Annotated in this window: 28 protein-coding genes; 19 read left to right on the forward strand and 9 right to left on the reverse strand. The window is 71.2% G+C overall.

Annotated features, from left to right (window positions below):
* The first annotated feature begins 118 nt into the window (after positions 1 to 118).
* From ACFY1H_RS14225 to ACFY1H_RS14245, 5 genes are read left to right on the forward strand one after another with little or no spacing between them, the layout of a single operon-like run.
* Positions 119 to 442: a helix-turn-helix transcriptional regulator gene (locus ACFY1H_RS14225; protein ID WP_220246405.1), complete on the forward strand. Its 324-nt coding sequence runs from the start codon at positions 119 to 121 to the stop codon at positions 440 to 442.
* A 17-nt stretch (positions 443 to 459) separates the two neighbouring features.
* Complete coding sequence (locus ACFY1H_RS14230) at positions 460 to 1,134, forward strand: permease prefix domain 1-containing protein (protein ID WP_386946693.1); 675 nt, start codon at positions 460 to 462, stop codon at positions 1,132 to 1,134.
* Positions 1,131 to 1,445: a DivIVA domain-containing protein gene (locus tag ACFY1H_RS14235; RefSeq protein WP_360603028.1), complete on the forward strand. Its 315-nt coding sequence runs from the start codon at positions 1,131 to 1,133 to the stop codon at positions 1,443 to 1,445. Before ACFY1H_RS14230 ends, ACFY1H_RS14235 begins: the two co-directional genes overlap by 4 nt.
* A complete protein-coding gene (locus ACFY1H_RS14240) occupies positions 1,438 to 1,896 on the forward strand; it encodes an SRPBCC family protein (RefSeq protein WP_366575264.1) in 459 nt (152 codons plus the stop codon). The genes ACFY1H_RS14235 and ACFY1H_RS14240 overlap by 8 nt, the downstream gene beginning before the upstream one ends.
* Positions 1,893 to 2,462 carry a DNA-3-methyladenine glycosylase I gene (locus tag ACFY1H_RS14245; protein WP_366575262.1) on the forward strand — a complete coding sequence of 190 codons (570 nt, stop codon included), beginning with the start codon at positions 1,893 to 1,895 and terminating at the stop codon, positions 2,460 to 2,462. The genes ACFY1H_RS14240 and ACFY1H_RS14245 overlap by 4 nt, the downstream gene beginning before the upstream one ends.
* 42 nt (positions 2,463 to 2,504) lie before the next feature.
* Here ACFY1H_RS14245 and ACFY1H_RS14250 read toward each other — a convergent pair whose 3' ends face one another.
* Positions 2,505 to 3,299: an enoyl-CoA hydratase-related protein gene (locus tag ACFY1H_RS14250; protein ID WP_366575260.1), complete on the reverse strand. Its 795-nt coding sequence runs from the start codon at positions 3,297 to 3,299 to the stop codon at positions 2,505 to 2,507.
* A 199-nt stretch (positions 3,300 to 3,498) separates the two neighbouring features.
* Between ACFY1H_RS14250 and ACFY1H_RS14255 the strand changes: the two genes are divergently transcribed.
* The 3 genes from ACFY1H_RS14255 to ACFY1H_RS14265 all read left to right on the forward strand — a co-directional run bounded on the left by ACFY1H_RS14255 (position 3,499) and on the right by ACFY1H_RS14265 (position 5,578).
* Positions 3,499 to 3,666 (forward strand): DUF3117 domain-containing protein, encoded by a 168-nt coding sequence (locus ACFY1H_RS14255; protein ID WP_005155393.1) that lies wholly within the window; start codon positions 3,499 to 3,501, stop codon positions 3,664 to 3,666.
* Positions 3,667 to 3,756: 90 nt separating this feature from the next.
* Positions 3,757 to 5,181 (forward strand): leucyl aminopeptidase family protein, encoded by a 1,425-nt coding sequence (locus ACFY1H_RS14260; RefSeq protein ID WP_366575257.1) that lies wholly within the window; start codon positions 3,757 to 3,759, stop codon positions 5,179 to 5,181.
* 118 nt (positions 5,182 to 5,299) lie between these two features.
* Positions 5,300 to 5,578 carry a hypothetical protein gene (locus tag ACFY1H_RS14265; RefSeq protein WP_386946697.1) on the forward strand — a complete coding sequence of 93 codons (279 nt, stop codon included), beginning with the start codon at positions 5,300 to 5,302 and terminating at the stop codon, positions 5,576 to 5,578.
* A gap of 329 nt (positions 5,579 to 5,907) precedes the next feature.
* On the opposite strand, the gene ACFY1H_RS14270 is transcribed toward ACFY1H_RS14265, so the two are convergent.
* The gene (locus tag ACFY1H_RS14270) at positions 5,908 to 6,801 is read right to left on the reverse strand and encodes a LysR family transcriptional regulator (RefSeq protein WP_386946699.1); all 894 of its coding nucleotides are present in this window, start codon (positions 6,799 to 6,801) and stop codon (positions 5,908 to 5,910) included.
* Positions 6,802 to 6,865: 64 nt separating this feature from the next.
* On the opposite strand from ACFY1H_RS14270, the gene ACFY1H_RS14275 reads away from it, so the two are divergent.
* Positions 6,866 to 8,062 (forward strand): MFS transporter, encoded by a 1,197-nt coding sequence (locus ACFY1H_RS14275; RefSeq protein ID WP_386946701.1) that lies wholly within the window; start codon positions 6,866 to 6,868, stop codon positions 8,060 to 8,062.
* Between the two features lie 4 nt (positions 8,063 to 8,066).
* Here the strand turns inward: ACFY1H_RS14275 and ACFY1H_RS14280 are convergent, their stop codons facing one another.
* Positions 8,067 to 8,720: an O-methyltransferase gene (locus ACFY1H_RS14280; protein WP_386946703.1), complete on the reverse strand. Its 654-nt coding sequence runs from the start codon at positions 8,718 to 8,720 to the stop codon at positions 8,067 to 8,069.
* Between the two features lie 190 nt (positions 8,721 to 8,910).
* Here ACFY1H_RS14280 and sigE point away from each other — a divergent pair, with 190 nt between their 5' ends.
* From sigE to ACFY1H_RS14305, 5 genes are all read left to right on the forward strand, one after another.
* A complete protein-coding gene (sigE, locus tag ACFY1H_RS14285; protein ID WP_366575248.1) occupies positions 8,911 to 9,525 on the forward strand; it encodes an RNA polymerase sigma factor SigE in 615 nt (204 codons plus the stop codon).
* Complete coding sequence (locus ACFY1H_RS14290; RefSeq protein ID WP_386946705.1) at positions 9,522 to 10,205, forward strand: anti-sigma factor family protein; 684 nt, start codon at positions 9,522 to 9,524, stop codon at positions 10,203 to 10,205. Before sigE ends, ACFY1H_RS14290 begins: the two co-directional genes overlap by 4 nt.
* A gap of 368 nt (positions 10,206 to 10,573) precedes the next feature.
* Positions 10,574 to 12,097: a trypsin-like peptidase domain-containing protein gene (locus ACFY1H_RS14295; RefSeq protein ID WP_386946706.1), complete on the forward strand. Its 1,524-nt coding sequence runs from the start codon at positions 10,574 to 10,576 to the stop codon at positions 12,095 to 12,097.
* Positions 12,098 to 12,200: 103 nt separating this feature from the next.
* Positions 12,201 to 12,626, forward strand: coding sequence for a Sec-independent protein translocase protein TatB (gene tatB, locus ACFY1H_RS14300; RefSeq protein WP_386946708.1), 426 nt, complete (start codon positions 12,201 to 12,203; stop codon positions 12,624 to 12,626).
* Positions 12,627 to 12,846: 220 nt separating this feature from the next.
* Positions 12,847 to 13,347: a hypothetical protein gene (locus ACFY1H_RS14305; RefSeq protein WP_366575240.1), complete on the forward strand. Its 501-nt coding sequence runs from the start codon at positions 12,847 to 12,849 to the stop codon at positions 13,345 to 13,347.
* Positions 13,348 to 13,392: 45 nt separating this feature from the next.
* Here ACFY1H_RS14305 and ACFY1H_RS14310 read toward each other — a convergent pair whose 3' ends face one another.
* The 4 genes from ACFY1H_RS14310 to ACFY1H_RS14325 all read right to left on the reverse strand — a co-directional run bounded on the left by ACFY1H_RS14310 (position 13,393) and on the right by ACFY1H_RS14325 (position 17,297).
* A complete protein-coding gene (locus ACFY1H_RS14310; RefSeq protein WP_386946711.1) occupies positions 13,393 to 14,538 on the reverse strand; it encodes an Mrp/NBP35 family ATP-binding protein in 1,146 nt (381 codons plus the stop codon).
* A gap of 10 nt (positions 14,539 to 14,548) precedes the next feature.
* Positions 14,549 to 15,073, reverse strand: coding sequence for a DUF1003 domain-containing protein (locus ACFY1H_RS14315; protein WP_366575236.1), 525 nt, complete (start codon positions 15,071 to 15,073; stop codon positions 14,549 to 14,551).
* Positions 15,066 to 16,397 carry a magnesium transporter MgtE N-terminal domain-containing protein gene (locus tag ACFY1H_RS14320; RefSeq protein ID WP_366575234.1) on the reverse strand — a complete coding sequence of 444 codons (1,332 nt, stop codon included), beginning with the start codon at positions 16,395 to 16,397 and terminating at the stop codon, positions 15,066 to 15,068. The genes ACFY1H_RS14315 and ACFY1H_RS14320 overlap by 8 nt, the downstream gene beginning before the upstream one ends.
* Before the next feature lie 72 nt (positions 16,398 to 16,469).
* Positions 16,470 to 17,297, reverse strand: a complete 828-nt coding sequence (locus tag ACFY1H_RS14325) for an aminoglycoside phosphotransferase family protein (protein ID WP_386946713.1) — start codon at positions 17,295 to 17,297, stop codon at positions 16,470 to 16,472.
* Between the two features lie 165 nt (positions 17,298 to 17,462).
* Between ACFY1H_RS14325 and ACFY1H_RS14330 the strand changes: the two genes are divergently transcribed.
* Positions 17,463 to 18,374, forward strand: coding sequence for a slipin family protein (locus ACFY1H_RS14330; protein WP_366575230.1), 912 nt, complete (start codon positions 17,463 to 17,465; stop codon positions 18,372 to 18,374).
* Between the two features lie 6 nt (positions 18,375 to 18,380).
* On the opposite strand, the gene ACFY1H_RS14335 is transcribed toward ACFY1H_RS14330, so the two are convergent.
* Together ACFY1H_RS14335 and ACFY1H_RS14340 are read right to left on the reverse strand one after the other, a co-directional pair.
* A complete protein-coding gene (locus tag ACFY1H_RS14335; RefSeq protein ID WP_386946715.1) occupies positions 18,381 to 19,187 on the reverse strand; it encodes a DUF4190 domain-containing protein in 807 nt (268 codons plus the stop codon).
* Between the two features lie 43 nt (positions 19,188 to 19,230).
* Complete coding sequence (locus tag ACFY1H_RS14340) at positions 19,231 to 19,539, reverse strand: DUF4190 domain-containing protein (protein WP_285970319.1); 309 nt, start codon at positions 19,537 to 19,539, stop codon at positions 19,231 to 19,233.
* Between the two features lie 239 nt (positions 19,540 to 19,778).
* On the opposite strand from ACFY1H_RS14340, the gene ACFY1H_RS14345 reads away from it, so the two are divergent.
* The 4 genes from ACFY1H_RS14345 to ACFY1H_RS14360 all read left to right on the forward strand — a co-directional run bounded on the left by ACFY1H_RS14345 (position 19,779) and on the right by ACFY1H_RS14360 (position 23,580).
* Positions 19,779 to 20,975 (forward strand): acyl-CoA dehydrogenase family protein, encoded by a 1,197-nt coding sequence (locus tag ACFY1H_RS14345; RefSeq protein WP_386946717.1) that lies wholly within the window; start codon positions 19,779 to 19,781, stop codon positions 20,973 to 20,975.
* Between the two features lie 84 nt (positions 20,976 to 21,059).
* Entirely contained in the window at positions 21,060 to 22,004 is a 945-nt protein-coding gene (locus ACFY1H_RS14350; RefSeq protein ID WP_386946719.1) for an RNA polymerase sigma factor, read from the forward strand.
* Positions 22,005 to 22,062: 58 nt separating this feature from the next.
* Positions 22,063 to 22,962: an alpha/beta fold hydrolase gene (locus ACFY1H_RS14355; protein ID WP_386946721.1), complete on the forward strand. Its 900-nt coding sequence runs from the start codon at positions 22,063 to 22,065 to the stop codon at positions 22,960 to 22,962.
* Between the two features lie 96 nt (positions 22,963 to 23,058).
* A complete protein-coding gene (locus ACFY1H_RS14360) occupies positions 23,059 to 23,580 on the forward strand; it encodes a general stress protein (RefSeq protein ID WP_366575924.1) in 522 nt (173 codons plus the stop codon).
* Positions 23,581 to 23,881: the final 301 nt, after the last annotated feature.

Raw genomic sequence — 23,881 nt, forward strand, 5'->3', positions numbered from 1 at the left:
GCGGCTACATGTAGTAGAGAAATCTATGAGACCAGGGTCATCTCAGGGTTTTCCCCGGGTCCCCTAGGAGGAACGGGGGATTACGCTTCCGGGGACAACATGAGTAGACTGCCCACCTATGAAGGCGGACACGTTGCGCGGGCACCTCGACGCGCTGCTGCTGGCTGTGCTCGACGGCCGGAAGCTGCACGGTTACGCGATCATCGAGGCGCTCTCGCTGCGGAGCGACGGCGCGCTCGACCTGCCGACCGGGACCGTGTACCCGGCGCTGCGCAGGCTGGAGCGGGCCGGCTACCTGGCCAGCGAGTGGGACGTGGTGTCGGGACGCAAGCGCCGCACCTACCGGCTCACCCGCTCCGGGCAGCAGGCGCTCGCTGCCGAGCGGGCCGAGTGGCGGGAGTTCACCACGGTGATCGGCGGCGTCCTGCGGGCGGAGGCATGACGGCGGGGGAGGTCCGCGTGAACGCGATCGAGGGGTACCTGAGCGACCTCGACCGGCGGCTCGTCGGCTGCCGGTCGACGAAGGACGACCTGCTCGCCGAAGCGCGACACGGCCTGCGCGACGCGGCGGACGCGTACCGCGAAGGCGGCTGGCCGCACGACGAAGCCGAGCGCCGCGCGGTGGCCGACTTCGGTGGCGTCGACGTGGTGGCCGGCGACTACCAGGCGGAGCTGTCCATGCACAGCGGCGTGCGCACGCTGTGGAAGCTCGTGCTCGGTGTGCCCGCGATGCAGCTTTCCTGGGACTTCGCCCGGATCCTCACGTTCGGCGACTGGACGCGCCTGTCGACCCCGACGCCCGAGTGGTACCGCGTGGCCACGCACTTCTCCCACGGCGCGGTGTTCGTGGTGCCGGCCGTGGGGCTCGTCGCGCTGGTCTGCGCGCGGTGGCTGAGCCGGCGCGTCGACGGCGTCCGCCTGGCGCGCACGTGCGGGTTCTTCATCGCCGGCGCCGTCGGGATCAACCTCGCCTCGGTGCTCACTCTCGTGGTGGCGACGGGGTTCGTGGACGTCTCGCGGCTGTTCCTGTCCGTTCCGTGCGTGTTGCTGATGGTGGCGTATGTACTGCTGTCGGTGCGTCTGGTCGTGCTCGCGCGACGTTCCTGGGGCCGGTGTGCCACGATCGTGGCGTGACGACCGCGCTGATCTACCTCGTAGTCATGCTGCTGGTGGCCGCCGTGGTGTTCCTGCTCGCTGCCGTGGTGTTCGGCCGGGGCGAGGAGCTGGCCCCGCTGCCGCCGGGCAGCTCGCCCACGCGCCTGCCCGCCGAGGACATCACCGGCGAGGACGTGCGTCACGTGCGCTACCAGCTCGTGCTGCGCGGGTACAAGATGTCCGAAGTGGACTGGGTGATGCGCCGGCTCGGCGTGGAGCTCGACGAGCTGCGCGGCCGCGTCGCGGAGCTCGAAGCGGCCCAGCCGGAGCCGAGGCCCGCGGGTGAGTAGTGACCTGATCCTGTCCGTCGAGGTCGAGGCGCCGGCGGGCACGACGTGGCTGGCGCTCACCGACTGGCCGCGCCAGAGCGAGTGGGTGCTCGGCACCACCGTGCGCGTGCTCGAAGGCAACGGGCGCAGTGTCGGCTCGAAGATCGCGGCCACCACGGGGATCGCCGGCGTCGGGTTCACCGACACCATGGAGGTCACCGCGTGGGAGCCGCCGCTGCGGGTGACGATGCGCCACCTCGGGAGCCTCGTGCGCGGCACGGCGGCGTTCCAGGTCGTGGCCAACGGGCCGACGCGCTCCACGTTCGTCTGGGCCGAGCACCTCGACCTGCCGTTCGGGCTGATCGGGCGCCTCGGCTGGCCCGCGGTGCGCCCGGCGTTCTCGCTCGGGGTGCACCAGTCGATGAAGCGGTTCGCGAAGTTCGTGCAGGACTATTCGGTCGGTGAGCAGTGACCGAACTGCTGGGCCAGGACGGCGTCAAGCGCTGCTCCTGGGGGAACTCGACGCCGGACTACGTGGCCTACCACGACGAGGAGTGGGGCACGCCGCTGCACGGCGAGGCCCCGCTGTACGAGCGGCTGACCCTCGAGTCGTTCCAGTCGGGACTGTCGTGGATCACGATCCTGCGCAAACGGGAGAACTTCCGCAAAGCGTTCCGCAAGTTCCAGCCGGCGAAGGTCGCGCGCTTCGGCGACGCCGACATCGAGCGGCTGATGGCCGACGCCGGCATCGTGCGCAACCGCGCGAAGATCCTCGCGGCCATCAACAACGCCCGCGCGATCGCGGACCTGGACGTGCCGCTCGACGAGCTGCTGTGGTCGTTCGCCCCGGCGAAGCACAAGCGGCCGCGGACGATGGCCGACGTGCCGGCCGTGACCGACGAGTCGAAGGCGATGGCGAAGGAACTGAAGAAGCGCGGCTTCGCGTTCCTCGGCCCCACGACGTGTTACGCGCTGATGCAGGCGACCGGCATGGTCGACGACCACGTCTCGGGCTGCTTCCGGGCCAAGCGCTCGTGAGTGTTCCGTCCGGTTTCGGCCGGACGGAACACCCCCCGCGGACTACTTGCCCTGGAAATTCGGCTTGCGCTTGCCGACGAAGGCCTCCACGGCCTCGGTGTGATCGGCGGTGGCGCCGAGCGCGGTCTGGGCCTCGTCCTCGGCCGCGAGCGCTTCGTCCAGAGAGGACTGCGCGGCGACGGCCAGCACGTGCTTGATCTTCGAGTACGCCACCGTCGGGCCGGCGGCCAGCTTCGCGGCCACGGCCTGGGCGCGCGCGGCGAGCTCCTCGTCGGGCACGACCTCGCCGACCAGGCCGATGCGCTGGGCCTCGCTCGCGTCGACGGTGCGGGCCAGCAGCATCAGCTCGGCGGCGCGGCCGAGGCCGATCAGCCGCTGCAGCGTCCACGACGCACCCGAGTCGGGGCCGAGGCCGACGTTCGCGAAGGCCATGAGGAACGACGACGACTCGGCGGCGATCCGCAGGTCACTCGCGTAGGCGAAGGCGGCGCCAGCGCCGGCGGCCGTGCCGTTGACCGCGGCGATGACCGGCTTCGGCATGTCCACGATGGCCTTGACGATCGGGTTGTAGTGGTCGCTCACCGTGTGCAGCGGGGCCGGGTCGTTGGCCTGCAGCAGCCCGACGTGTTCCTTCAGGTCCTGTCCCGCGCAGAACGCCTTGCCCGCGCCGGTGAGCACGATCGCGCGCACGTCCGCGTCGTCGGCCGCGGCGCGCAGCTCGGCGAGCAGCCGTTCCTTGAGCTCGACGGTCAGCGAGTTGTACGCCTCCGGCCGGTTCAGGGTCAGGGTGCGCACGCCGTCTGCGTCGGCGGTCAGGAGGACGTCGGGTGTGGTCACTGTGGTGCTCCTCTTGGCGTAATCGTGGGTCCTCCGCCGAGTCTTTCAGCCCCGCGTGGCGCATACCAGCACCGATACGGCGGCAAATGATCGGTCCGCGTTCGCGCCCGGCCGCTGATGAGGGACAATGGGGGTCAAGACCCGGCTGGCATGGGAGTGCGCGACCCGGGCGCGCCGGTTGAGACGGAGGGAGCACGCTATGGCGGCCATGAAGCCCCGGACCGGAGATGGTCCCCTCGAAGTGACCAAGGAGGGGCGGGGCCTCGTGATGCGAGTGCCATTGGAAGGTGGCGGCCGTCTCGTCGTCGAGCTCTCCGCGGAAGAAGCGAAGGACCTCGGCGCAGCACTTCAGGAGGTCACCGGCTGATTCCGGCTCCCCTCCCCATCCACTCACCGAACCCCGGCCTCCTCATGGAGGCCGGGGTCGCGGTTCGTCTGCGCCCAAAGGTTGCTCACCGTGCGTAACTCACTACCGCCTGTCCCGACCAAGCTGCCCGAGATCGAGGTCGCCGACGCGTTCCGGCGCGGGGCCCCGCAAGTGGTGCTGGCACTTTCGTCCGCGGAGCTGGAGCTCGGCGGGGTGAAGGCGACCGGCAAAGCGGGCGACGTGCAGGAAGTCCCGTCCGACGGCGCGGTCCGCTGGGTCGCGGGCCTCGGCGCCGGCGAGCCGCGCGACTACCGCCGCGCGGGGGCGGCCCTGGCGCGCGCGGTGTCCTCCGTGGACCAGCCGGCTCGGACCGTCCAGGTGGGGCTGCCCGAGGACGTGGCCGCCGCGCACGTCGGCGAGCTCGCGATGGGTTTGCTCCTGGGCGGCTACCGGTTCGTCGTGACCACAGAGGACCCGAAGCCCGCGGTGCAGACCGTCCGGCTGGTGAGCCCTTCGGCCGCGGCTTACGCGGACGAGGTCGCGCGCGTGCGTGAGCTGGCGGCCGCCGCCGCGCTGACGCGGGACCTGGCCAACGCGCCGTCGAACATCAAGAACCCCGCGTGGCTCGCGAACACCGCCGCGAAGGTCGTCGGCTCGGCCGCGGTGACCGTGAACGTGCGCGACGAGAAGTGGCTCGCGGACAACGGCTTCGGTGGCGTGCTCGCGGTCGGGGGAGGTTCGGACTCGCCGCCGCGCCTGATCGAGCTCTCGTATTCTCCGCGCGGCGCCAAGACCCACCTGCTGTTCGTGGGCAAGGGCATCACGTTCGACACCGGCGGCCTGTCGGTCAAGCCCGCCGACGGCATGCACCTCATGCGCACCGACATGGCGGGCGGCGCGGCCGTGATCGCCTCCGTGCGCGCCATCGCCGCGCTGGGTCTGGCCGTGCGCGTGACGGCGTTGGTGCCCGCCGCCGAGAACCACGTCTCCGGTGGTTCGTACCGCCCCGGCGACATCGTCCGGCACTACGGCGGCCGCACCACCGAGGTCGGCAACACCGACGCCGAGGGCCGCATGGTCATGGCCGACGCCCTCGCCTACGGGATTCAGACGTACAAACCCGACCTCGTCGTGGACGCCGCCACCCTCACCGGCGCCATGAAGGTGTCCCTCGGCCTCCGCACCGGCGGCCTCTTCTCCACCGACGACGACTTGGCCGCCCGCGTCATCGCGGCCGGCACCCGCGCCGGCGAATCCTGGTGGCGCATGCCCCTGGTCGACGACTACGCCCCCTCCATCGAAGGCGAACTCGGCGACGTCCGCCAGGCCCCCGGCGGCCCCGGCGGCATCATGGCGGCCCTCTTCCTCCGCGAATTCACGGCCGGCCTGCCCTGGGCCCACCTCGACATCGCCGGCCCCGCCCGCGCCGACAAAACCTACGACGACGTGGTCCCCGGCGCCTCCGGCTTCGCCGCCCGCACCCTGGTGGAACTGGCCGCCTCCTACTCAGCCTGACCCCTCACGAGGCCGCGCACCCCAATGCGGCGTTGGTTGCGCTCAACGCACCGAACGCCACATTGGGGCGCTCTGGCGTCCCACTCACCACCCGCCCCAGGTGCCTAGGCTGGCCCGCATGCTCATATCCAGAACCGCCGACCGCGTGACGCTGGACATGGATCTCGCCGAAGCCAAACGCCTGGGAGTGGCCCTGCGCGAAGGCCCCCTCACGCTGTCCCGCGCCGAATTCTTCATCCGCACCGGCGTCGCGGCGAAATCCTCCTGCTCCGTCGCCGACACCCTCATCGACGCGAAGGACCTGACCACCGCCCCGGTCGAAGTCCCCTTCCCAGCCGGCGACGAGGCAACAGAAAACCCCCGCCGCCCTCGCCCGCAACGCAACCCTCAGGCCTGACCCCCCCAGCCCCTCGCTCCGCCGCAGCGAATGCCACCCGCGCCCGCCGCACCCCAATGCGGCGTTGGTTGCGCCGAGCGCACCGAACGCCACATTGGGGCGCTTTGGCCACCACCCAACCGCCGCCAACCTCACCAACCGCCGCCCACCCACGCGACGAAACCTGCACCCAGCCCCGCCCCGGCACCCCGATCCGAAGCCTCCTTGCGGCCGGCGAGGCGTTGTCAAGGCACGCTTTCCCGCCTTGACAACGGCTCACCGGCCGTCAACACAATCCAGCTTCGGGGTGCACCCCCAACGCAACACGCCCTGCGAGGACCAAGAACCCCTCACACCCCACCCAACACAAACTCCCGAAAAACCCCCACAGCCCGACTAACCGGCTCCCCTCTCCGCCAAGCCAGCCCGATCGTCCTCCCCACCCCCGGCTCGATCGGCACCTCCGCCACCCCCGCCGGCGCCCCCGGCTCAAAGTGCGGCAACAACGCCACCCCCAACCCAGCCGCCACCAACCCCCGCACGGTGTCCGACTCCTGCCCCTCGAACGCCACCTTCGGCGAAAACCCCGCCTCCGCACACAACTCGTCCGTGATCCGCCGAAGCCCATACCCGGGCTCCAACATCACGAACTCCTCATCCGCCAGCTCCTCCATCCGCACGCCCGCCCGCCGAGCCAACCGATGCCCGGACGGCACCGACAACAAAATCGGCTGCGTCGACAACACCGCAGTCTCGAACACGACGTCGTCGGGAACCGGCGCCAGCAACGCCAAATCCAGCTCCCCACCCGCCAACCGGTCGACCATCTCCTGCCGCGACCCCTGCACCAACGTGAACCGCGCCCCCGGCACCTGCGCCCGGTACCCCCGCAGCAACGACGGCACCAACGACCTCCCCAGCAGATGCAGGAACCCGAGCACCACCCGTCCGCTCTCCGGCTCGATCTCCTCCCTCGCCAGCCGCGCCCCCGCGTCGACGGAAGCCAGCGCCCGCTCCGAAGCCTCCGCGAGCAACTCGGCCGCCCGAGTCAGCCGGATCCCGCGCCCGTCCGGCACCGTCAACGGCGCGCCCAACGACTCGCCGAGCGCGGCCAGCCGACGGCTCACTGTGGGCTGCGGCACCCCCAGCAACTCGGCCGTGCGTGTGACGTTCCTCGTGCTCCGCAGGGTCGCGAGGAGCAGTAGGTGGGGCGCGAGCTGGGAAGTCAGGCTTTCATGCGACACGGTATGGATTATCGCGCACAACCGTATTGGACGTATTGGTTAGCTCTCCTTACTTTCGGCAGATGTGACCACTACCGCCAGTACCACCGTCCGGGTCAAGGTCGCCGTCGCCGCTGCCGGGTTCACGTCGTTCGCGCTGCTCTACGCGCCCCAGCCGGTGCTGCCGCAGCTCGCGCAGCAGTACCACCTCGACCCCGGTGGCGCGTCGCTCGCGGTGAGTGTGGCGACGGGGGCGCTGGCGATCTCCGTGCTGCCCATCGCGGCGCTGTCCGAGGTGGTCGGGCGGCGGTCGGTGATCATCGCGTCGGTGGTGATCTCGGCGGTGCTGGGGCTGCTGTTGCCGCTCGTGCCGTCGTACTCGGTGATGCTGGTGCTGCGGGCCGTCCAGGGCGTGGCGATCGCGGGGTTCCCCGGCGTCGCCACGGCGTACCTCGTCGAGCGGCTCGGCAAGGTCGGGGTGGCGGCGGCGGTGGGTGCGATGATCGCCGGCAACTCCATCGGCGGCATGACCGGCCGTCTCGCGACGGGCTTCACCGCGGGCCCGCTGGGCTGGCGGGGCGCGCTGTACGTCGTGGCCGGCATCTCGCTGGTCTGCGCGATCGTCACCGTCGTCGCGCTGCCGAGGGGCCGGCAGCACCGGGAAGACCGCCAAACCCTGCGTGACGTCGGCATCGGCCTGCTCCACGCCGTGCGCAAACCGGTGCTCCTGGCCCAGTACGCCGTCGCGCTGCTGGCCATGGGGTCGTTCGTCGCGCTCTACAACGCCGCCGGCTTCCGCCTCACCGGCGAGCTGCACCTCTCGCCGGCCATCGCGTCACTGGTCTTCCTCGCCTACGCGCTGGGCTCGGTCTCCTCGGCGACGGCCAACCGCCTGGCGACGAGGATCGGCCGCCGTCGCGCCATCATCGGCGCGCTGCTGGTCATGGCCGTCGGCGCGGCCCTCACGATTCCGGACTCCGTGGCCATGGTCGCCGTCGGTTTTGTAGTGCTGACCTGCTCGTTCTTCGCCGCCCACGCCATCGCCAACAGCTGGGCCGCCGCGGAAGCGCCAGAAAACGCGCGCGGGCAGACCGGCGGTTTCTACACGCTGATGTACTACCTCGGTAGCAGCGTCGGCGGCGCGGTCGGCGCGGTGATCTACGGCGAAGCCGGCTGGGCCTGGCTCATCGCCGCCGTGGCCGTGTGGCTCGTGCTCGCGGCGGCCGCCGTCGGGGTGGGCACCACCGTCCGCCTCCGCCCGCGCGAGCTCGCGCACACGTGAGAACTCAGCCGACCGCCGCCACCAACAGCCCGCCGCCGACCGGCAACAGGGCCGGGACCAGGCGTTCGTCCTCCCGCATCGCCCGCGCGACCTCGCGCAGGGCGAGCGTCTCCGGGTCGCGGCGCGACGGATCGGCGACGCGGCCGCCGGCCAGCACGTTGTGGAAGGCGATGATCCCGCCGCGGCGCAGCAGCGAGACGCCCTTCTCGTAGTAGTTCGGGAACTCGAGGCGCGCCGCGTCGACGAACACCAGGTCGTAGCCACCGGGGGTGAGCCGGGGGAGCACGTCGAGGGCGCGGCCGACGATCAGCCGCGTGCGGCCGGGCGGGATGCCCGCTTCGCGGAACGTCATGCGCGCCGCGCGCTGGTACTCCGGCTCGAGGTCGATCGACGTCAGCACGCCGTCGGGAGCCATCCCGCGCAGCAGGTGCAGGCCGCTCACGCCGACCCCCGTGCCGACCTCCACCACGGCCCGCGCGCCGAGCGTCGCGGCGAGGAAACGCAAGGTCGCGCCCGCCCCCGAGGCCAGCGGCGCGCAGCCCAGGTCGGCCGCGCGCGCCCGCGCCGCGGCCAGTACGTCGTCGTCGGGAAGGTACCCGTCGACGTACTCGGCGCCGACCGGCTCGGCCGCCGAGGCCGCATGCGTCCCGGAACTCACGCGCGAAGGTTAGCGTTGCTTGTCGATAAATCAGCGAAGGCTCCCTGGTAAGCCCGCCGAAATAACTTCTCAGGCTGCTCTCAGTCCCGTCTCACTAGAACCATAAGGAGACCCGACAAACTCAATCTCGACCGCGCGGGAACACCGTGCCCGAGAGCAGCGTTGGCTGAGCAGAAGAGGAGAGTCGCAGATGGAGGTGCCTGCTCCCCTGATGCAGAACGCCGACAAGTCGGAACCCGAGCCGGTGACCGTGGACTCGGGCGAGGCCACCTGGACGCCCCCGTCCTGGGACGAGGTCGTGCGCGAACACGCCGACCGCGTCTACCGCCTGGCGTACCGCCTCACCGGTAACACGCACGACGCCGAGGACCTCACGCAGGAGACGTTCATCCGCGTCTTCCGCTCGCTCGCGTCGTACAAGCCGGGCACCTTCGAGGGCTGGCTGCACCGCATCACCACGAACCTGTTCCTCGACATGGCCCGCCGCCGCTCGCGCGTGCGCATGGAGGGGCTGCCGGACGACACCGACCGCATCGTCGGCGACGACCCGAGCCCCGAGCAGGTCTACACCGACACGCACCTCGACCCCGACCTGCAGGAGGCGCTCGACGAGCTGCCCCCGGAGTTCCGGGCCGCCGTGGTGCTCTGCGACGTCGAAGGCCTCTCCTACGAGGAGATCGGCGCCACGCTGGGTGTCAAGCTCGGCACCGTCCGCAGCCGCATCCACCGCGGCCGGCAGGCGTTGCGTGCGTCGCTGGAGCGCCGCCGTGCGCTCCGCGACGAGTCTGCGAAGGTGTCGGTATGACCGCTGCGCGAGGGTGGGGTCTCCCCGAGTCGCACTTGCTTCCCGACGTCGTGGTCGCGCTCGTCGACGGCGAGCTTTCGCTCGGCGCGCAGGACCGCGCGTCGGCCCATATTGCCCGTTGCCCGGGGTGCGCGGCCGAGGTCGCCGCCCAGCGGCAGGCCGTCGAGGCCGTGAAGCGCGCCGGCGAGCCGTCGATGTCGGCCGGGTTCCTCGCGAGCCTGCGGTCGATCCCGGACCACACCGAACTGCCCGGCACCCCCGACAACCTGGCCATGACGGCCGACGGCCAGCTCGTCGCCATCCAGCGCCCCGACCGCGTCGCGGGCCTGCGAGACGCGGGGGTTCTCGGAGGTACTGCCCCGTTGGGCTCGTCCACGCCGCTCGGGCACTCGTCCCACGTGCTCGGCGGCGGCCGTTTCACCCTCACCCGTAAGCGCGCCGCCCAAGGCGCGGGCGTCGTCGTCTCCGGCTTGGTGCTGAGCGCCCTGGCCCTGGTCGGCACCACCGCCGACAGCGGCGAAGGCGCCCCGGACACCGGCGGCGTGCCGCAGCCGAACGCGAACCTGCTGCCCGCCCAGATGGCCGTACCCCGCTCCGAGCCGACGCTGCCACCCCCGTCCCCGACGTCGCCGACAGCCACGCCGGTGGTCGACCGGCTGACCCCGGTCCCGGCTCGCTGAGCCGCCCGCACCGCTTCTCCAGGGGGAGGTAGCGGTGCGGGGCAACAGCCTGTGCTGCCGGTGTGTTCGACACGGCGCCGGTCGGCCTCCGGCGGTCCGGCACGCGGAGTCAGCCATCGGCCGCCGACTGCCACGTGGGCGGTCGCCCGCGTTCGAGCTCTCCGAGCCAACCCGCCGCAACGGGGCCAAATTGCCGTCGCCCGGCTACGCGGGCGGTCCCGAATCGACTCGATGAGCGGCCCCGACCACCGCGCCAGATCGGGCCGGGAGCACGGGGCAACAGCCATTTCACCGTCGTCTGGGCAGACTCGGACGTCGAGGCTTGGGTATCGTCACGCCCAGCCACCTGATCTCAGCCCCGGGGAATGATGACCGAGCAGCCGAACGCGAACTCCGCCCAGCCGCCTGCCGCGGGCGACGATCGGCTGGGGCCACGGCCGCTCGATCGCCCCGCCGTGGACCCGGCGCAGGAGGCGGTGTTCGGCCGGCCGCGTGGCGTCGACGGGGCGTTCGACAAGCTCTACACGCCCGCCGCCAACGGCAAGGGGAACCTCGACCTCGCCCCGCCCACGCCCGAGTCGCTGGCGGAGGCGTTCCGCCGGCCGCCGGGGGCCGAAGGGGTGGTGCTGGAGCGTCCGCGGGAGGCGACCGGCGAGCAGCCCGCGCCCGAGGATCCGCTGTGGACGGACACGCGCGACCCGTGGCGTGATCCCGCGGCCGGTGCCGTGCTGGCCGGTCCGGCGATGCCGGCGGAAGACGAAGAGAAGCCCGGCCAACGCCCGTCCGGTGCGCTGCTGAGCCTGCCCGAGGTGCTGTTCGGCCGTCGCGTGAAGCCGAAGGCGCTCGCGCTGCTCGGCGTGGTCGCGCTGCTCGTGGGTGCGGTCGGCGGGCTCGTCGGCTGGTGGATCGCCGACACGGGTTCGGCGCTCACCGGCAGCGCCACGATCTCCGAGGCCGAAGCGTCGAAGGAACGTCCGCCGGGGTCGATCGCCGACATCGCGAAGCGCGTGTCGCCCGCGGTCGTGTCGCTCGAGGTCTTCAAGCCCGGCGCCGACTCCGGTGAGCAGGGCTCGGGCGTGATGATCGACCCGCAGGGCTACATCCTCACCAACGAGCACGTGGTCACCACCGCCGTCGCCGACCCGACCGTGAAGATCACCGCCATCTTCAACGACGGCACGCGCACCGAAGCCAAGATCGTCGGCTCCGACCAGAAGACCGACCTCGCCGTGGTGAAGGTCAACGTCACCAACCCCGTGGTGATGCAGATCGGCAAGTCGGCCGACCTGCAGGTGGGCGACGCCGTGATCGCCGTCGGTTCGCCGCTGGCGCTGCAGAACTCCGTGACGTCCGGCATCGTCAGCGCGCTCGACCGGCCGATCACGGCCGGCGGCGACAGCGGCGAGCCGCCCGTGACCTACGAGGCCATCCAGACCGACGCCGCCATCAACCACGGCAACTCCGGCGGCGCGCTCGTCGACTCCACCGGCGCGCTGGTGGGCATCAACTCGTCGATCCGCTCCTCGAGCGCCGACGGCGGCAGCATCGGCATCGGCTTCGCCATCCCGAGCGACTACGCGATGAAGATCGCCAAGGCGCTGATCAAGAACGGCAAGGTCGTCCACGCGGACATCGGCATCAACGCCTCGTCCACGGTCGCCGGCTCGTCGACGATGGGCGCGCAGGTGAAGAACGTGGAGCCCAACGGTCCCGCGGCAGCGGCCGGCATCAAGGAGGGCGACGTGATCACGAAGATCGGCGACCGCCTGGTGCGCGACTCCGCGGAGCTGACCGTGGCCGTCCGCAACCACGACGTCGGTGAGGTCGTGCCCGTGCAGCTGGCGCGCGCCGGCGCGGTGCTGGTTGTCGACGTGACTCTCGGATCCGACTGATCGACGTCACATCGTCTTAAGCCCCGCTTCGTCCTTCGGGCCTGCCGGAACGCGGGGCGGCCCGGGTACTCTGACCGGGGAAGTACCGAGCGGAGGTTCACGGGTGTTCGACAGTGTCGGATGGGGCGAGATCCTCGTGCTCATCGTCGCGGGGCTCTTCATCCTCGGCCCGGAGCGACTTCCGGAAGCCGCGTCGTGGCTGGCGAAGAGCGTGAAAAAGGTCCGCGAGTTCGCCAACGGTGCGCGCGCGCAGCTGCGCGAGGAGATGGGGCCGGAGTTCGACCAGCTCCGCAAGCCGCTGGAGGACCTGCGCGGGCTGCGCAACTTCGACCCCAAGCGGGTCGTGACCCAGCACCTGTTCGACGGCGACGCGGATCCGTTGGGGCTCAACGGTTTCAACTCGACGAACGGTTCGAACGGGACGAACGGCTCCAATGGTTCCGCCGCCGTGAAGCCGCAGAGCGCCCCGTCGCAGGCCGAACCGCTCAAGCCGGGCGAGCGGCCCCCGGTCGACCCCGACGCCACCTGAGCGCCGGGTCCGTCCCCTTGCGACCCGTCCGGGTGTGACCTCGGCCGGACCTCGCGACGTCGGGTGCGCGCCGACTTGCGGCGCCGGGAACGGGCGAGTTGGCTGTGCCGGGTTGCCGATGTGGCGGCCGGCCCGGCGTGACCCGACCTCTCGCACGACCAGACGAACTTCCTGGGTAGCCTCGGGCAAACCGCCCATAACGACCCTGGAGGTCTCTGACATGTCACGCCGTGCGGGCGCTCTGGCCGCCATCATCGCCGCCGCGGGTGTCCTGGCCGCCGCGTGCACCGCGGACGACGAGCCCAGCACCCAGCCACCGGCCACCTACACGTCGGTGCCCGCCCCCGCGACGACCGGCGGCCCGTCCGGCTCGCCGTCCCCGAGCAGCACGCTGAACGCCCCCGCCGGCGACCAGGCCTTCGTGAAGCGCGGCGCCCAGACCGGCGTGCCCGACGTCGACGTCCTGATCACGCTCGACTGGGCCAAGGGCAAGATCAGCCCGCCGGCCGGCACCGTCGACGTGCAGGTCGGCAACCGCGTCCGGGTCGTGCTCACCTCGGACCAGCAGGTCGACGTGAACGTCGACGGCCACCCCGAAGCCGCCACCGCCGTCGGCCCAGGCGACTCCGCGAACATCGACTGGGCCGTCACGCAGCCCGGCGCCACCGCGGTGACGCTGGGCGCCGACAAGACGCTGCTGACGACGGTCCGCGCCTCCTGACCTCAGGCGCGGACCCGGCGGACCCAGCGGTTCGAACGGCCGGGCTCAGCGGCCGGCGGGGCTGACGTTCAGCATCATCCCCGCCAGGCCGCGGGCCCGGACGGTGAGCTTCTTCGCCGCTTCCTTGAGCACGAGCGACGCCGGCGCGTCCGGCTCCGCCAGCACGATCGGCGTGCCCTCGTCGCCCTGCTCACGCAGGCGCGGGTCGAGCGGCACCTGGCCCAGCAGCGGCACCTGCGAGCCCACGGACTTCGACAGCGAGTCGGCCACGGCCTGGCCGCCACCGGAGCCGAAGATCTCCATGCGCTCGCCCGAGGGCGTCTCCAGCCACGACATGTTCTCGATCACGCCGGCCACGCGCTGCCGCGTCTGCATCGCGATCGCGCCCGCGCGCTCGGCCACCTCGGCGGCGGCCTGCTGCGGCGTGGTGACCACGAGGATCTCCGCGTTGGGGATCAGCTGCGCCACGGAGATCGCGATGTCGCCGGTGCCCGGCGGCAGGTCCAGCAGCAGGATGTCGAGGTCGCCCCAGAACACGTCGGCGAGGAACTGCTGCAACGCGCGGTGCAGCATCGGGCCGCGCCACACCACCGGCGCGTTGCCCGGCGTGAACATGCCGATCGAGATCACCTTCACGCCGTGCGACTGCGGCGGCATGATCATCGTCTCGACCTTGGTCGGCTTCTCGCGCGCGCCCAGCATGCGGGGGATCGAGTGGCCGTAGATGTCCGCGTCCACGACACCCACCGAAAGGCCGCGCTCGGCCATCGCGACGGCCAGGTTCACGGTGACCGAAGACTTGCCGACCCCGCCCTTGCCCGAAGCCACGCAGTACACGCGGGTCATCGAACCCGGCTGCGAGAACGGGATCACCGGCTCGGCGGCGTCGCCGCGCAGCGACTTGCGCAGCTCCGTGCGCTGCTCGTCGCTCATCACGTCGAGCTCGACCCGCACGTCGGCGACGCCGGGGAGCTTCTTGACGGCCTTGGTGGTGTCCTCGGTCAGCGTCGCCTTGAGCGGGCAGCCCGCCACGGTGAGGTAGATGCCGACAGCGACCACGCCGTCTTCGCCGACCGCGACATCCTTGACCATGCCGAGGTCGGTGATCGGCTTTTTGATTTCGGGGTCGTACACGTCCTTCAGCGCGGTGCGGACGTCTTCGACGCTGGGGAGTTGCTGTGTACTCGTCACCAGACCCATGTTACGTACCGGTCGGCACGTCCGATTTCGCCGCCTGCTTCGCCTTGCGTGACTTCGGGCTCATCGCGAGGTCGTCGCGCAGCCGATCGAGCTCGCTGCGCAGGTAGTCGCGGGTGGCGACCTCGCCGACCGCGAGCCGCAGCGCCGCCAGCTCGCGTGCCAGGTACTCGGTGTCGGCCTTCGTCTGCGCGGCGCGCGTGCGGTCCTCTTCGAGGGAGACGCGGTCACGGTCGTCCTGCCGGTTCTGCGCCAGCAGGATGAGCGGCGCGGCGTACGCGGCCTGCGTGGAAAACGCCAGGTTGAGCAGGATGAACGGGTACGGGTCCCAGCGCAGCGACACCGCGGCCAGGTTCAGCACGATCCAGACGATGACGATGAGCGTCTGCCAGAACAGGTACTTGCCGGTGCCGAGGAACCGCGCGATGCGCTCGGTGAAGCGGCCGAAGGTGTCCGGATCGATGTTGAGGCGAAACCGCGCCTGGCTGCGCGGCTGGTCGAGCCGGCGGCCCGAGGTGAGTTCAGGCACGGTCGGCCTCCTGGATGTGGGCTTCGGCCTGGTCGTGGACTTCGGCGGGCACGTCGGCAACGTCGTGCAGGCCGGTTTCACGCCAGTCGTCGGGCAGCAGGTGGTCGAGCACGTCGTCGACGGTGACGGCGCCCAGCAGGTGTTCCTCGGCGTCGACCACGGGGCCGCACGCGAGGTTGTACGCGGCGAAGTAACGGGTGACCTCAGCCAGTGAGGCCTCGGGCCGCAGCGCGGTGAGGTCGGTGTCCACGGCGCTCGCCACGAGCTCCGCGGGCGGCTCGCGCAGCAGGCGCTGGAAGTGCACCACGCCCACGAACCGGCCGGTCGGCGTCGCCGTCGGCGGGCGGCACACGAACGCCATCGTGGCCAGCGCGGCGGGCAGGTCGGCATTGCGGATGTGCGCGAGCGCCTCGGCCACGGTCGCGTCGGGTGTGAGCACCACCGGTTCCGGGGTCATCAGACCGCCGGCGGTGTCGGACGAGTAGGCCAGCAGCCGCCGGACCGGCTCCGACTCCTCGGGCTCCATCAACGCCAGCAGGCGGCTCTGGTCCGCCGGCGCCAGCTCGGCCAGCAGGTCGGCGGCGTCGTCGGGGCTCATCGCCTCGAGGATGTCGGCCGCGCGCTCCTCCGACAGGTAGGCCAGCAGCTCTTTCTGGTCGTCGTCGGGCAGCTCTTCGAGGACGTCGGCGAGGCGTTCGTCGTCCATCGCGTCGGCGACCTCGTGCCGGCGCTTCAGCGGCAGGTCGCGCACGGTGGCGGCGATGTCGACGGCCCGCATGGTGTCGAAGAGCATCAGCAGCTGGCCCGCGCCTTGAGGTTCCCGCGCCGACAGATCGGTGAGGCCCAGCCCGGCGACCTCGTTCCACGGCACGACGTGCATGGCGGTGCGGCGGCGGGCGATCCCGAGCCGGGTCTGGCGTTCGCGGATGGCGAGCTTCGCGAGCACCCAGTCGCGCGTGCGGGTGGGTTCCATCGCGGCGTCGACGACCGCCACGCGCGTGTCCGTGCCGGCGAGCGACGCGTGCGCGTCGAGCAGCTGCCCGCAGACGAGGACTTCGTTGGGGCGCTGGGTGAAGTGCCGCATGTTCACCGATCCGGTGGCCAGCGTCACAGCCGTCGGCTCGATCGTGGTGACGCGCAGCATCGGCACGAAAACGCGCCGCCGCGTCGCGAGCTCGACCACCAGGCCGAGGATGCGGGGCGGCTGCTGGTCGAGCCGGAGGCCCGCGACGACGTCGCGGACCTTGCCGATCGACTCGCCGTCGGGCCCGAACACCGGCAGACCCGCCAGCCGAGCCACGAAAACCCTGTTCACGGCAGCCATGAGGCAGACACTATCCGCAAGCAGGCCCCGGCGCCCGCGTCGCGCGACCGTGTCTTGCCAGCGTCCTCTCAGCTAGGACTCGCAGGCCCAGGCGGTCAAAGCGGGCAGAGCCGCAGAGGAGGGCTGCTCGTCGCCGAGGTCGGTGAAGTCGCGCAGATCCGACTCGAACCACAGCCGGTTCTGCACCGCGCGCACGAGCGTCCACGCGCGGGCGCGATCGGGGTCGAGCCCGGTGGCGGCCAGCTTGGCGTCCACTGTGGATTCGTCGAACCGGTTCCAAAGCAAGGAGAACACGCCGTACTCGAGGTCGCCGGCGATCGGTTTGGGGTCGATCACGAGCCACGGTTCGCGCCGGGCGGCCAGCACGTTCTCGTAGTGCAGGTCCTCGTTCACGAGCAGCGCGCCCGCGGTGGGGCCGAGGTCGCGGCACACGGCGAGGGCCGCGTCGAGCTCGCGGCGGGGGAACGGGCCGCCGAGGTCGTGCCAGGTCTTCGGCAGCTCCTCCAGGAGGCGTTCGGCTTCGCCGGTCAGCGTCCGCGACAACTCCGGTGGCGCCGGCACGGCCAGCCGGCGCGCGAGCTCGCTCATGATCTCCACGGCTTCGAGCACCGGCTCGGTGTGCAGGGTCCGCGTGTGGTCGAGGCGCTCCAGCAGCTGCACGCCTTCTTCCGGCGCGGACTCCAGCAGCAGCACGGCACCGCGACCGGCCCATGTGGACAGTGCCAGCGGCTCGTCCCGGGATTCCTCGTGCGGCCAGCCGAGTTTGAGCACGACCGGCGTGCCATCGATCCGGCGCGCGGGCTGCACGACGCCGACGAACCCGTGCATCGCCTCGCCTTCGAACTCCAGGCCCCATTCGCGGGCGAAGCGATCGGCCAGGCCGGGCAGCGCCGCCAGCACGGCTGGGACTCCGGTCCGAGGACCCGGGGCGCGCGGGTGGCGAACGACGGCGGGATCACGAGTCGGGGCACTCGACCATCGTGGCAGTCACGTCGAGTCATTTCCCTGGGCACCAAGCGCGCGTACAGTAAAAATCCAGGGGTTCTGCGATCCCGGGGAGCTGCCATGATCGTTGAAATTCTCAGCGCGGTGGTCGTCGTGGGCGGAGTCTGGCTCGCCTCCGGTGTGCGCGTGGTGAAGCAGTTCGAACGTGGCCTGGTGTTCCGCTTCGGGCGGGTTCGCCCGGAGGTGCGCGGGCCCGGCCTGACGCTGCTGGTACCGGTTGCGGACCGCATGCACAAGGTGAACATGCAGATCGTCACGATGCCCGTGCCGGGCCAGGACGGCATCACGCGTGACAACGTGACGGTCCGCGTCGACGCCGTTGTGTACTTCAACGTGGTCGACCCGGTGCTGGCCGCGGTCAACGTGCAGGACTACCGCGCGGCCGTCGGCCAGGTGGCCCAGACGTCGCTGCGGTCCATCATCGGCAAGAGCGACCTCGACGACCTGCTGTCGAACCGGGAACGGCTCAACCAGGGCCTCGAGATCATGATCGACAGCCCCGCGATCGACTGGGGCATCCACATCGACCGCGTCGAGATCAAGGACGTGGCCCTGCCGGAGTCGATGAAGCGCTCGATGTCGCGCCAGGCCGAGGCCGAACGCGAACGCCGTGCGCGCGTGATCTCCGCCGACGGTGAGCTGCAGGCGTCGGAAAAGCTCGCGCAGGCCGCGGCGGCCATGAGCGACCACCCGGGTGCGTTGCAGCTGCGCCTGCTGGAGACGGTGGTGCAGGTTTCGGCGGAGAAGAACTCGACGCTGGTGCTGCCGTTCCCGGTGGAGCTGCTGCGCTTCCTCGACGCGAACACCCCGCAGGGCAAGAAGCAGCCGGCCGAGGAGCCGGCCGCCCCCGAGGCACCCGAGCCCGAGCCGCCCGCGCTGGAGCGACCCGTGCCGCAGGTGACCGCGCCGGTGCCCAACGGGCACGCCGGCCCGCCGCAGCCGCGCCAGGAGGGTGACGCGCTGGCTGAGTGACGGCTGCTAGTTGTCGAGGTACCCGTTGGTCCCGAGGATCACGATCGTGACGAAGAAGCCCACGTACAGCGCCACGATCACGTAGCCGATCACCACGGCCGAGAGCGCCATGCCGCGGCCGCCCGCTTCGCCGCGGTTGGCCTTCGCGAGCGCGATGTGGCCCATGACGATGCCGGGGATCGCGATCAGGCACGTGAGCAGGCCCAGGAGCGAGCAGACGAGCGCGCCGATGGCGAGGCCGTTGGACTGCTGCGGGCCGTACGGCGAGTACGGCTGACCGTAGGGCTGCTGCGGGTAGGGCTGGCCGTACGGCGCGGCGGCCGGCACGCCCGGAACACCGGGACCTCCCGGCGCACCCGGGTACGAGGCGGTCGGGCCCGGGTACGGCTGGCCGGGGTAGGCCGGAGCCGCGTACGCACTGGACGGCTGGACACCGGGGTACGCGGCGGCCTCGGGCTGGCTGGGCGCCGCGAAGCCGCCGGAGGGCTGGCTTCCGGGCGCGGCGTACGGGGACGGCTGCTCACCGCTGCCCGGCGCCGCGTACGGCGATGCGGCCTCGGTCGAGCCCGGCGCGGCGAACGCGGTCTCGCTCGAAGACCCGGTGCTGTCCGGCGCTGCGAAGCTCATCGGCTGGTCGCTCGCCGTGCTGACGCTGTCGGGCGAGCCGAACCCCGTCGCGTCGGAAGCCGGCGGGTCGTACGGCGCCGGGTCCGCGGTGGCCGGCGGGTCGTACGAGCCGGGTTCGGCGGTCGCCGGCGGCTCGTACGCCGTGGTCTCGTTCGGCCGGTCCTGCGGCTCGGACGGGTTGGTCATCGGGTTCCCCCTCGGTTCTGGTGGTCGCCCACCGCGAGCCTTCTCAGCCGAAGGCGCCGTACTTGTCGAGCTCGTGCAGCACGAGCGGGATCATGATCCCCCACACGGCCAGCGCCAGGTAACCGATCACGAAGCCGGCGATCGCCAGCGCGCCGCCGGTCGCCCGCCCGTGGCGCGAGCGGTAGTAGGCGATGTGGCCCATCACGACCCCGGCGATCGCGGCGGGCGCGCACACGATGAAGCCCGCGATCGAGCACACCAGCGACCCGATCGCCAGACCCGCGCCGGGCGGCGGACCCTGCGGCGGGTACGGCTGGTGCTCGAACGACGGGTGTTCGTAGCTCTCGTTCATCACGCTCCTTCCCAGCCACAGGTTGCCTGGAACCGCACTTTACTGATCCGGCCAAAAGTAGGCCGACCCCCCACGCGGCACGTAACCGTTGCTACGAAGCCATTCGGCCGTGACTGTGGTCGGATCAGTAACGATCGGTACAGTAACGGGGCAAACGCGGCCTGGGCGTGAGCACCCTCATAGGCGGGTACCCGCGCAGCCGTCCATACTCCGCGGTAACCCCGCGGAAGGAGCCCGTGATGGCCCGCCTCGCCCAGACCGCCGGCCTGACCGACGTGCAGTCCGAGATCCTCGCGACCGTGCGTTCGTTCGTGGACAAGGAGGTCATCCCGCGCGCGCAGGAGCTGGAGCACGCGGACGCCTACCCGGCGGAGATCGTCGAGGGCATGAAGGCACTGGGCCTGTTCGGCCTCACCATCCCCGAGGAGTACGGCGGCCTCGGCGAGTCGCTGCTCACCTACGCGCTCGTGGTGGAGGAGATCGCGCGCGGCTGGATGAGCGTCTCGGGCGTGATCAACACGCACTTCATCGTCGCCCACATGATTTCCCGTCACGGCACCGAAGAGCAGAAGCAGCACTACCTGCCGCGAATGGCCACGGGTGAGGTGCGCGGCGCGTTCTCGATGTCGGAGCCGGACCTGGGTTCCGACGTCGCCGCGATCAAGACCCGCGCCCGCCGCGACGGCGACGGCTACGTGATCGACGGCGCCAAGATGTGGCTCACCAACGGCGGCACCTCGAACCTCATCGCGTTGCTCGTGAAGACCGACGAAGGTGCGCAGAAGGCCCACCGCAACCTCACGACGTTCCTCGTCGAGAAGCCCGAGGGCTACGGCGAGGTGCTGCCGGGCCTCACCATCCCGGGGAAGATCGAGAAGATGGGGTACAAGGGCGTCGACACCACCGAGGCGGTGTTCGACGGCTTCCGCATCGACGCCGGCCAGGTGCTCGGCGGCGCGCCGGGCGAGGGCTTCGCGTACATGATGGACGGTGTCGAGGTCGGCCGCGTGAACGTGGCCGCGCGGGCGTGCGGCATCGCGATCCGCGCGTTCGAGCTGGCGGTGGAGTACGCGCAGCAGCGCAAGACGTTCGGCAAGCCCATCGCCGAGCACCAGGCCATCGCGTTCAAGCTCGCGGAGATGGCGACGAAGGTCGAGGCCGCGCACCTGATGATGGTCAACGCCGCGCGGCTCAAGGATTCCGGCGCCCGCAACGACGTCGAGGCCGGCATGGCGAAGCTGCTCGCGTCCGAGTACTGCGCCGAGGTCACGCAGGACGCCTTCCGCATCCACGGCGGCTACGGCTACTCGAAGGAGTACGAGATCGAGCGGCTCATGCGCGAGGCACCGTTCCTGCTGATCGGCGAGGGCACCAGCGAGATCCAGAAGACGATCATCAGCCGCGGCCTGCTGCGTGAGTACAAGTCGAAATCCTGAACACCTGCCTGACCACACCCCCTTCGCTGCCCGGAGTGCCCGAGTTCACGCGGAAGTGCACCGGACCGCTCGTACATTGGAGTGGTGAGCGAGCTTTCGGACGCCGAGCTGACGCGCGCCGCGCAGTCCGGTGACATGACGGCGCTCGGTGTGCTCCTCGCGCGCCACGAAGCCGGCATGCGCGGCGTCGCGATCGCGCTCCTCGGCTACACCGCCGAGGCCGACGACGCCGTGCAGGACGCGGCCGTGGTGGCACTGCGGCGGATCGGCGACGTCCGCGACCCGGCCGCGGCCGGCGCGTGGCTGCGGATGGTGGTGCGCAACGCCTGCCGCGCGCGGCTTCGGTCCACACGCGACATTCCCGTCGCCGACGGCTGGGACCTCACCGCGTCGACGCTCGCCACTCCCGAGCAGCTGCTCGACGACCACGCCTTGCGCGACTGGGTCTGGCAGGCCGTAGAGCAGCTTTCGCCGCCCGTGCGGATGGTGATGATCCTGCGGCACTTCTCGCTCGGCGTCACGTCGTACGAGCAGATCGCGCGAGCGCTCGGCGTCCCCGTCGGCACCGTGCGCAGCCGGCTGAACCACGGCCGCGCCAAGCTCGCCGAAGCACTGCGCGCCACCGCGGCTTCGGCCCACGACGACGCCGGCGCGCTCGTCGCCGGCAGCAAGCTCGACGCGCTGGACACCCTGGCCGCGGCCGAGCGCGGCGAGTTCACCCGGGTGCTCGCCGACCGGTGGGCCGAGGACGTCGTGCTCACCGCGGGTGACGTCCGCGGCGTGGGCCACGACTTCCTGCTGCGCGGGATGGAAGGTGATCTCGCCGCGGGCGTGCGCCAGCGGCCGGTGCACGTCGTCGCCAGCCGAGACGTCGTGGTGTGGGAGATGGACCTGGTCAACCCGCCCGACAACCCGACGCACTGCCCGCCCGGCGTCGCCTGGCTGATGACGCTGGACGGCGGCCGCGTGGCGGAGCTGCGGCTCCACCACGCGCCTATGGTCGCCGTCACAGCGAACGGATCGAACTAACCGCCGCCGCTGCGCATCGTGCGGGTGTCCAGAACACCCGTACGAGACGGAGCACCCCGTGACCGACCCAGCTGTGACCGACCACCTTTCCCCGGGCACCCACACCGTCGAGCTCGACGGCCTCGCCCAGCGCTACCACGTGCACGGTTGCGGGCCCGTCCTGCTCGCGCACTCCGGTGGTCCCGGCATCGACTGGGAGTACCTGCGCATGCCGGTCGTGGAGGAGCAGTTCACCGTCGTCTACCCGGAGCCGATCGGCACCGGCGGTTCGAGCCGGCTGGCCACGCACCCGGACGGCTACACCCGCGACCGCTACGTCCGCGCGGTCCTCGCGCTTCTCGACCACCTCGGGCTCGAGAAGACGCTCTTCCTCGGCCACTCCCACGGTGGGTTCGTCGCCCAGCGCCTCGCGCTGACGCACCCCGAGCGCGTCTCCGGGATCGTGCTCTACGACAGCGCGCCCGTCGTCGGGGCGGAGCACGGCGAGGAGCTGATGCGTCAGCTGGAGGCGTACGCGGCCCGCTCCGAAGGCGACCGCGGTCTGCCGGACGTGCTCGCGGCGTTCCAGTCGATCGGCTCGATCTCGTCCGACGAGGACATGACGCGGGCCGTGCGCGGGGTCCTGCCCGCGTACTTCGCCGACTTCCGCGGCCGCTTCGCCGAGTTCGGCCCGCTGCAGGATCAGGTCGGCGGCGTCTACATCTCCGGCCGCGACGCCGACGGCACCCCCGACCTGTTCGACGACCGTCCGGTGCTGACCACGATCGGGGTGCCGGCGCTCGTGGTCGTCGGCCGCTACGACGTGATCTGCGGCGTGCGCTGGGGCCGCGAGCTGCACGACGGGATCCCGGGCTCGCAGCTCGTGGTCCTGGAGCACAGCGGGCACTTCGGCCACCTGGAGGAGCCCAGGCCGTTCGCCGACGCGGTGGCCGGTTTCGCGAAGGGGCTGGACCACTGACCCACCGCGGGTGAACGGCATTCACCAGTACGCGGTTCGCACGGTTCGCCGGTTCTTGACAAGATGGACCCCTCGGACCGGACGAGTACGCAGGTGATGATGGTGAGCAGTCCCTTTGGTGGTGGACGGCCGGCCGGGCCGCCGCGGCTCCCGACGCCGCCCACCGGCTGGCCGATCGGGTCGTACGGTACCTACGAGGAAGCCCAGCGCGCGGTGGACTTCCTGGCGGAGAGCGAGTTCGCGGTCACCGACGTGACGATCGTCGGCGTGGACCTGATGCTCGTGGAACGCGTGATCGGCAGGCTCACGTGGGGCCGGGTCCTGGGGGCGGGCGCGATGTCCGGCGCGTGGTTCGGCTTGTTCGCCGGGCTGCTGCTGGGCCTGTTCGTGAACCAGGGCTTCGCGTTGCAATTGCTCACCGGGCTCGTGCTCGGTGTCCTTTCGGGTCTGTTGTTCGCGGGTATCGGCTACCGCGCGGCCCGCGGGCGCCGTGACTTCTCGTCGGCGAGCCAATTGGTGGCCGGCCGTTACGACGTGCTGTGCCAGCCGCGTTCGGCCGAACAGGGGCGGGAACTGCTCTCGAAGCTCGCGTTGAAGCCGCCACCCGCCACCGCCTGACGCCCGTTCTCCACTGCCCGGCGCCGCATCCCCGTGGTGCCGGGCAGTGAAGAAGAGGGGGCCGATTAGGGGCCTTCCTAGGCCGAATTCGGGTTGTGCCGATGGCGAATTCGTGCTGAGTCACCCGAATGGAAGCACTCCCGGTCCACAGTTCACCCCAATAATTCCGGCGTTTCGCGCTGCACAAGCCTGAATCGTTACGGATACTGCTTGCGGGGTGTGATCGCCGGGCATAGGTTGTCCGACACCAGTCGGGCGGCCGCGTCCTCCAGCGCGACCGACCGAGCACTAGCACGTCGGG

It is taken from the genome of Amycolatopsis sp. NPDC001319 (assembly GCF_042896185.1).
Lineage (GTDB): Bacteria > Actinomycetota > Actinomycetes > Mycobacteriales > Pseudonocardiaceae > Amycolatopsis.

Excerpts from the sequence above, each read along its gene's own strand:
- ACFY1H_RS14345 (WP_386946717.1), top strand. The coding sequence starts at position 19,779 with ATGGCCCGCCTCGCCCAGACCGCCGGCCTGACCGACGTGCAGTCCGAG.
- ACFY1H_RS14295 (WP_386946706.1), top strand. The coding sequence starts at position 10,574 with ATGACCGAGCAGCCGAACGCGAACTCCGCCCAGCCGCCTGCCGCGGGC.
- ACFY1H_RS14360 (WP_366575924.1), top strand. The coding sequence starts at position 23,059 with ATGATGGTGAGCAGTCCCTTTGGTGGTGGACGGCCGGCCGGGCCGCCG.
- ACFY1H_RS14330 (WP_366575230.1), top strand. The coding sequence starts at position 17,463 with ATGATCGTTGAAATTCTCAGCGCGGTGGTCGTCGTGGGCGGAGTCTGG.
- ACFY1H_RS14320 (WP_366575234.1), bottom strand. The coding sequence starts at position 16,397 with ATGGCTGCCGTGAACAGGGTTTTCGTGGCTCGGCTGGCGGGTCTGCCG.
- ACFY1H_RS14335 (WP_386946715.1), bottom strand. The coding sequence starts at position 19,187 with ATGACCAACCCGTCCGAGCCGCAGGACCGGCCGAACGAGACCACGGCG.
- ACFY1H_RS14340 (WP_285970319.1), bottom strand. The coding sequence starts at position 19,539 with ATGAACGAGAGCTACGAACACCCGTCGTTCGAGCACCAGCCGTACCCG.
- ACFY1H_RS14290 (WP_386946705.1), top strand. The coding sequence starts at position 9,522 with ATGACCGCTGCGCGAGGGTGGGGTCTCCCCGAGTCGCACTTGCTTCCC.
- ACFY1H_RS14255 (WP_005155393.1), top strand. The coding sequence starts at position 3,499 with ATGGCGGCCATGAAGCCCCGGACCGGAGATGGTCCCCTCGAAGTGACC.
- ACFY1H_RS14305 (WP_366575240.1), top strand. The coding sequence starts at position 12,847 with ATGTCACGCCGTGCGGGCGCTCTGGCCGCCATCATCGCCGCCGCGGGT.
- ACFY1H_RS14225 (WP_220246405.1), top strand. The coding sequence starts at position 119 with ATGAAGGCGGACACGTTGCGCGGGCACCTCGACGCGCTGCTGCTGGCT.
- sigE (WP_366575248.1), top strand. The coding sequence starts at position 8,911 with ATGGAGGTGCCTGCTCCCCTGATGCAGAACGCCGACAAGTCGGAACCC.
- ACFY1H_RS14265 (WP_386946697.1), top strand. The coding sequence starts at position 5,300 with ATGCTCATATCCAGAACCGCCGACCGCGTGACGCTGGACATGGATCTC.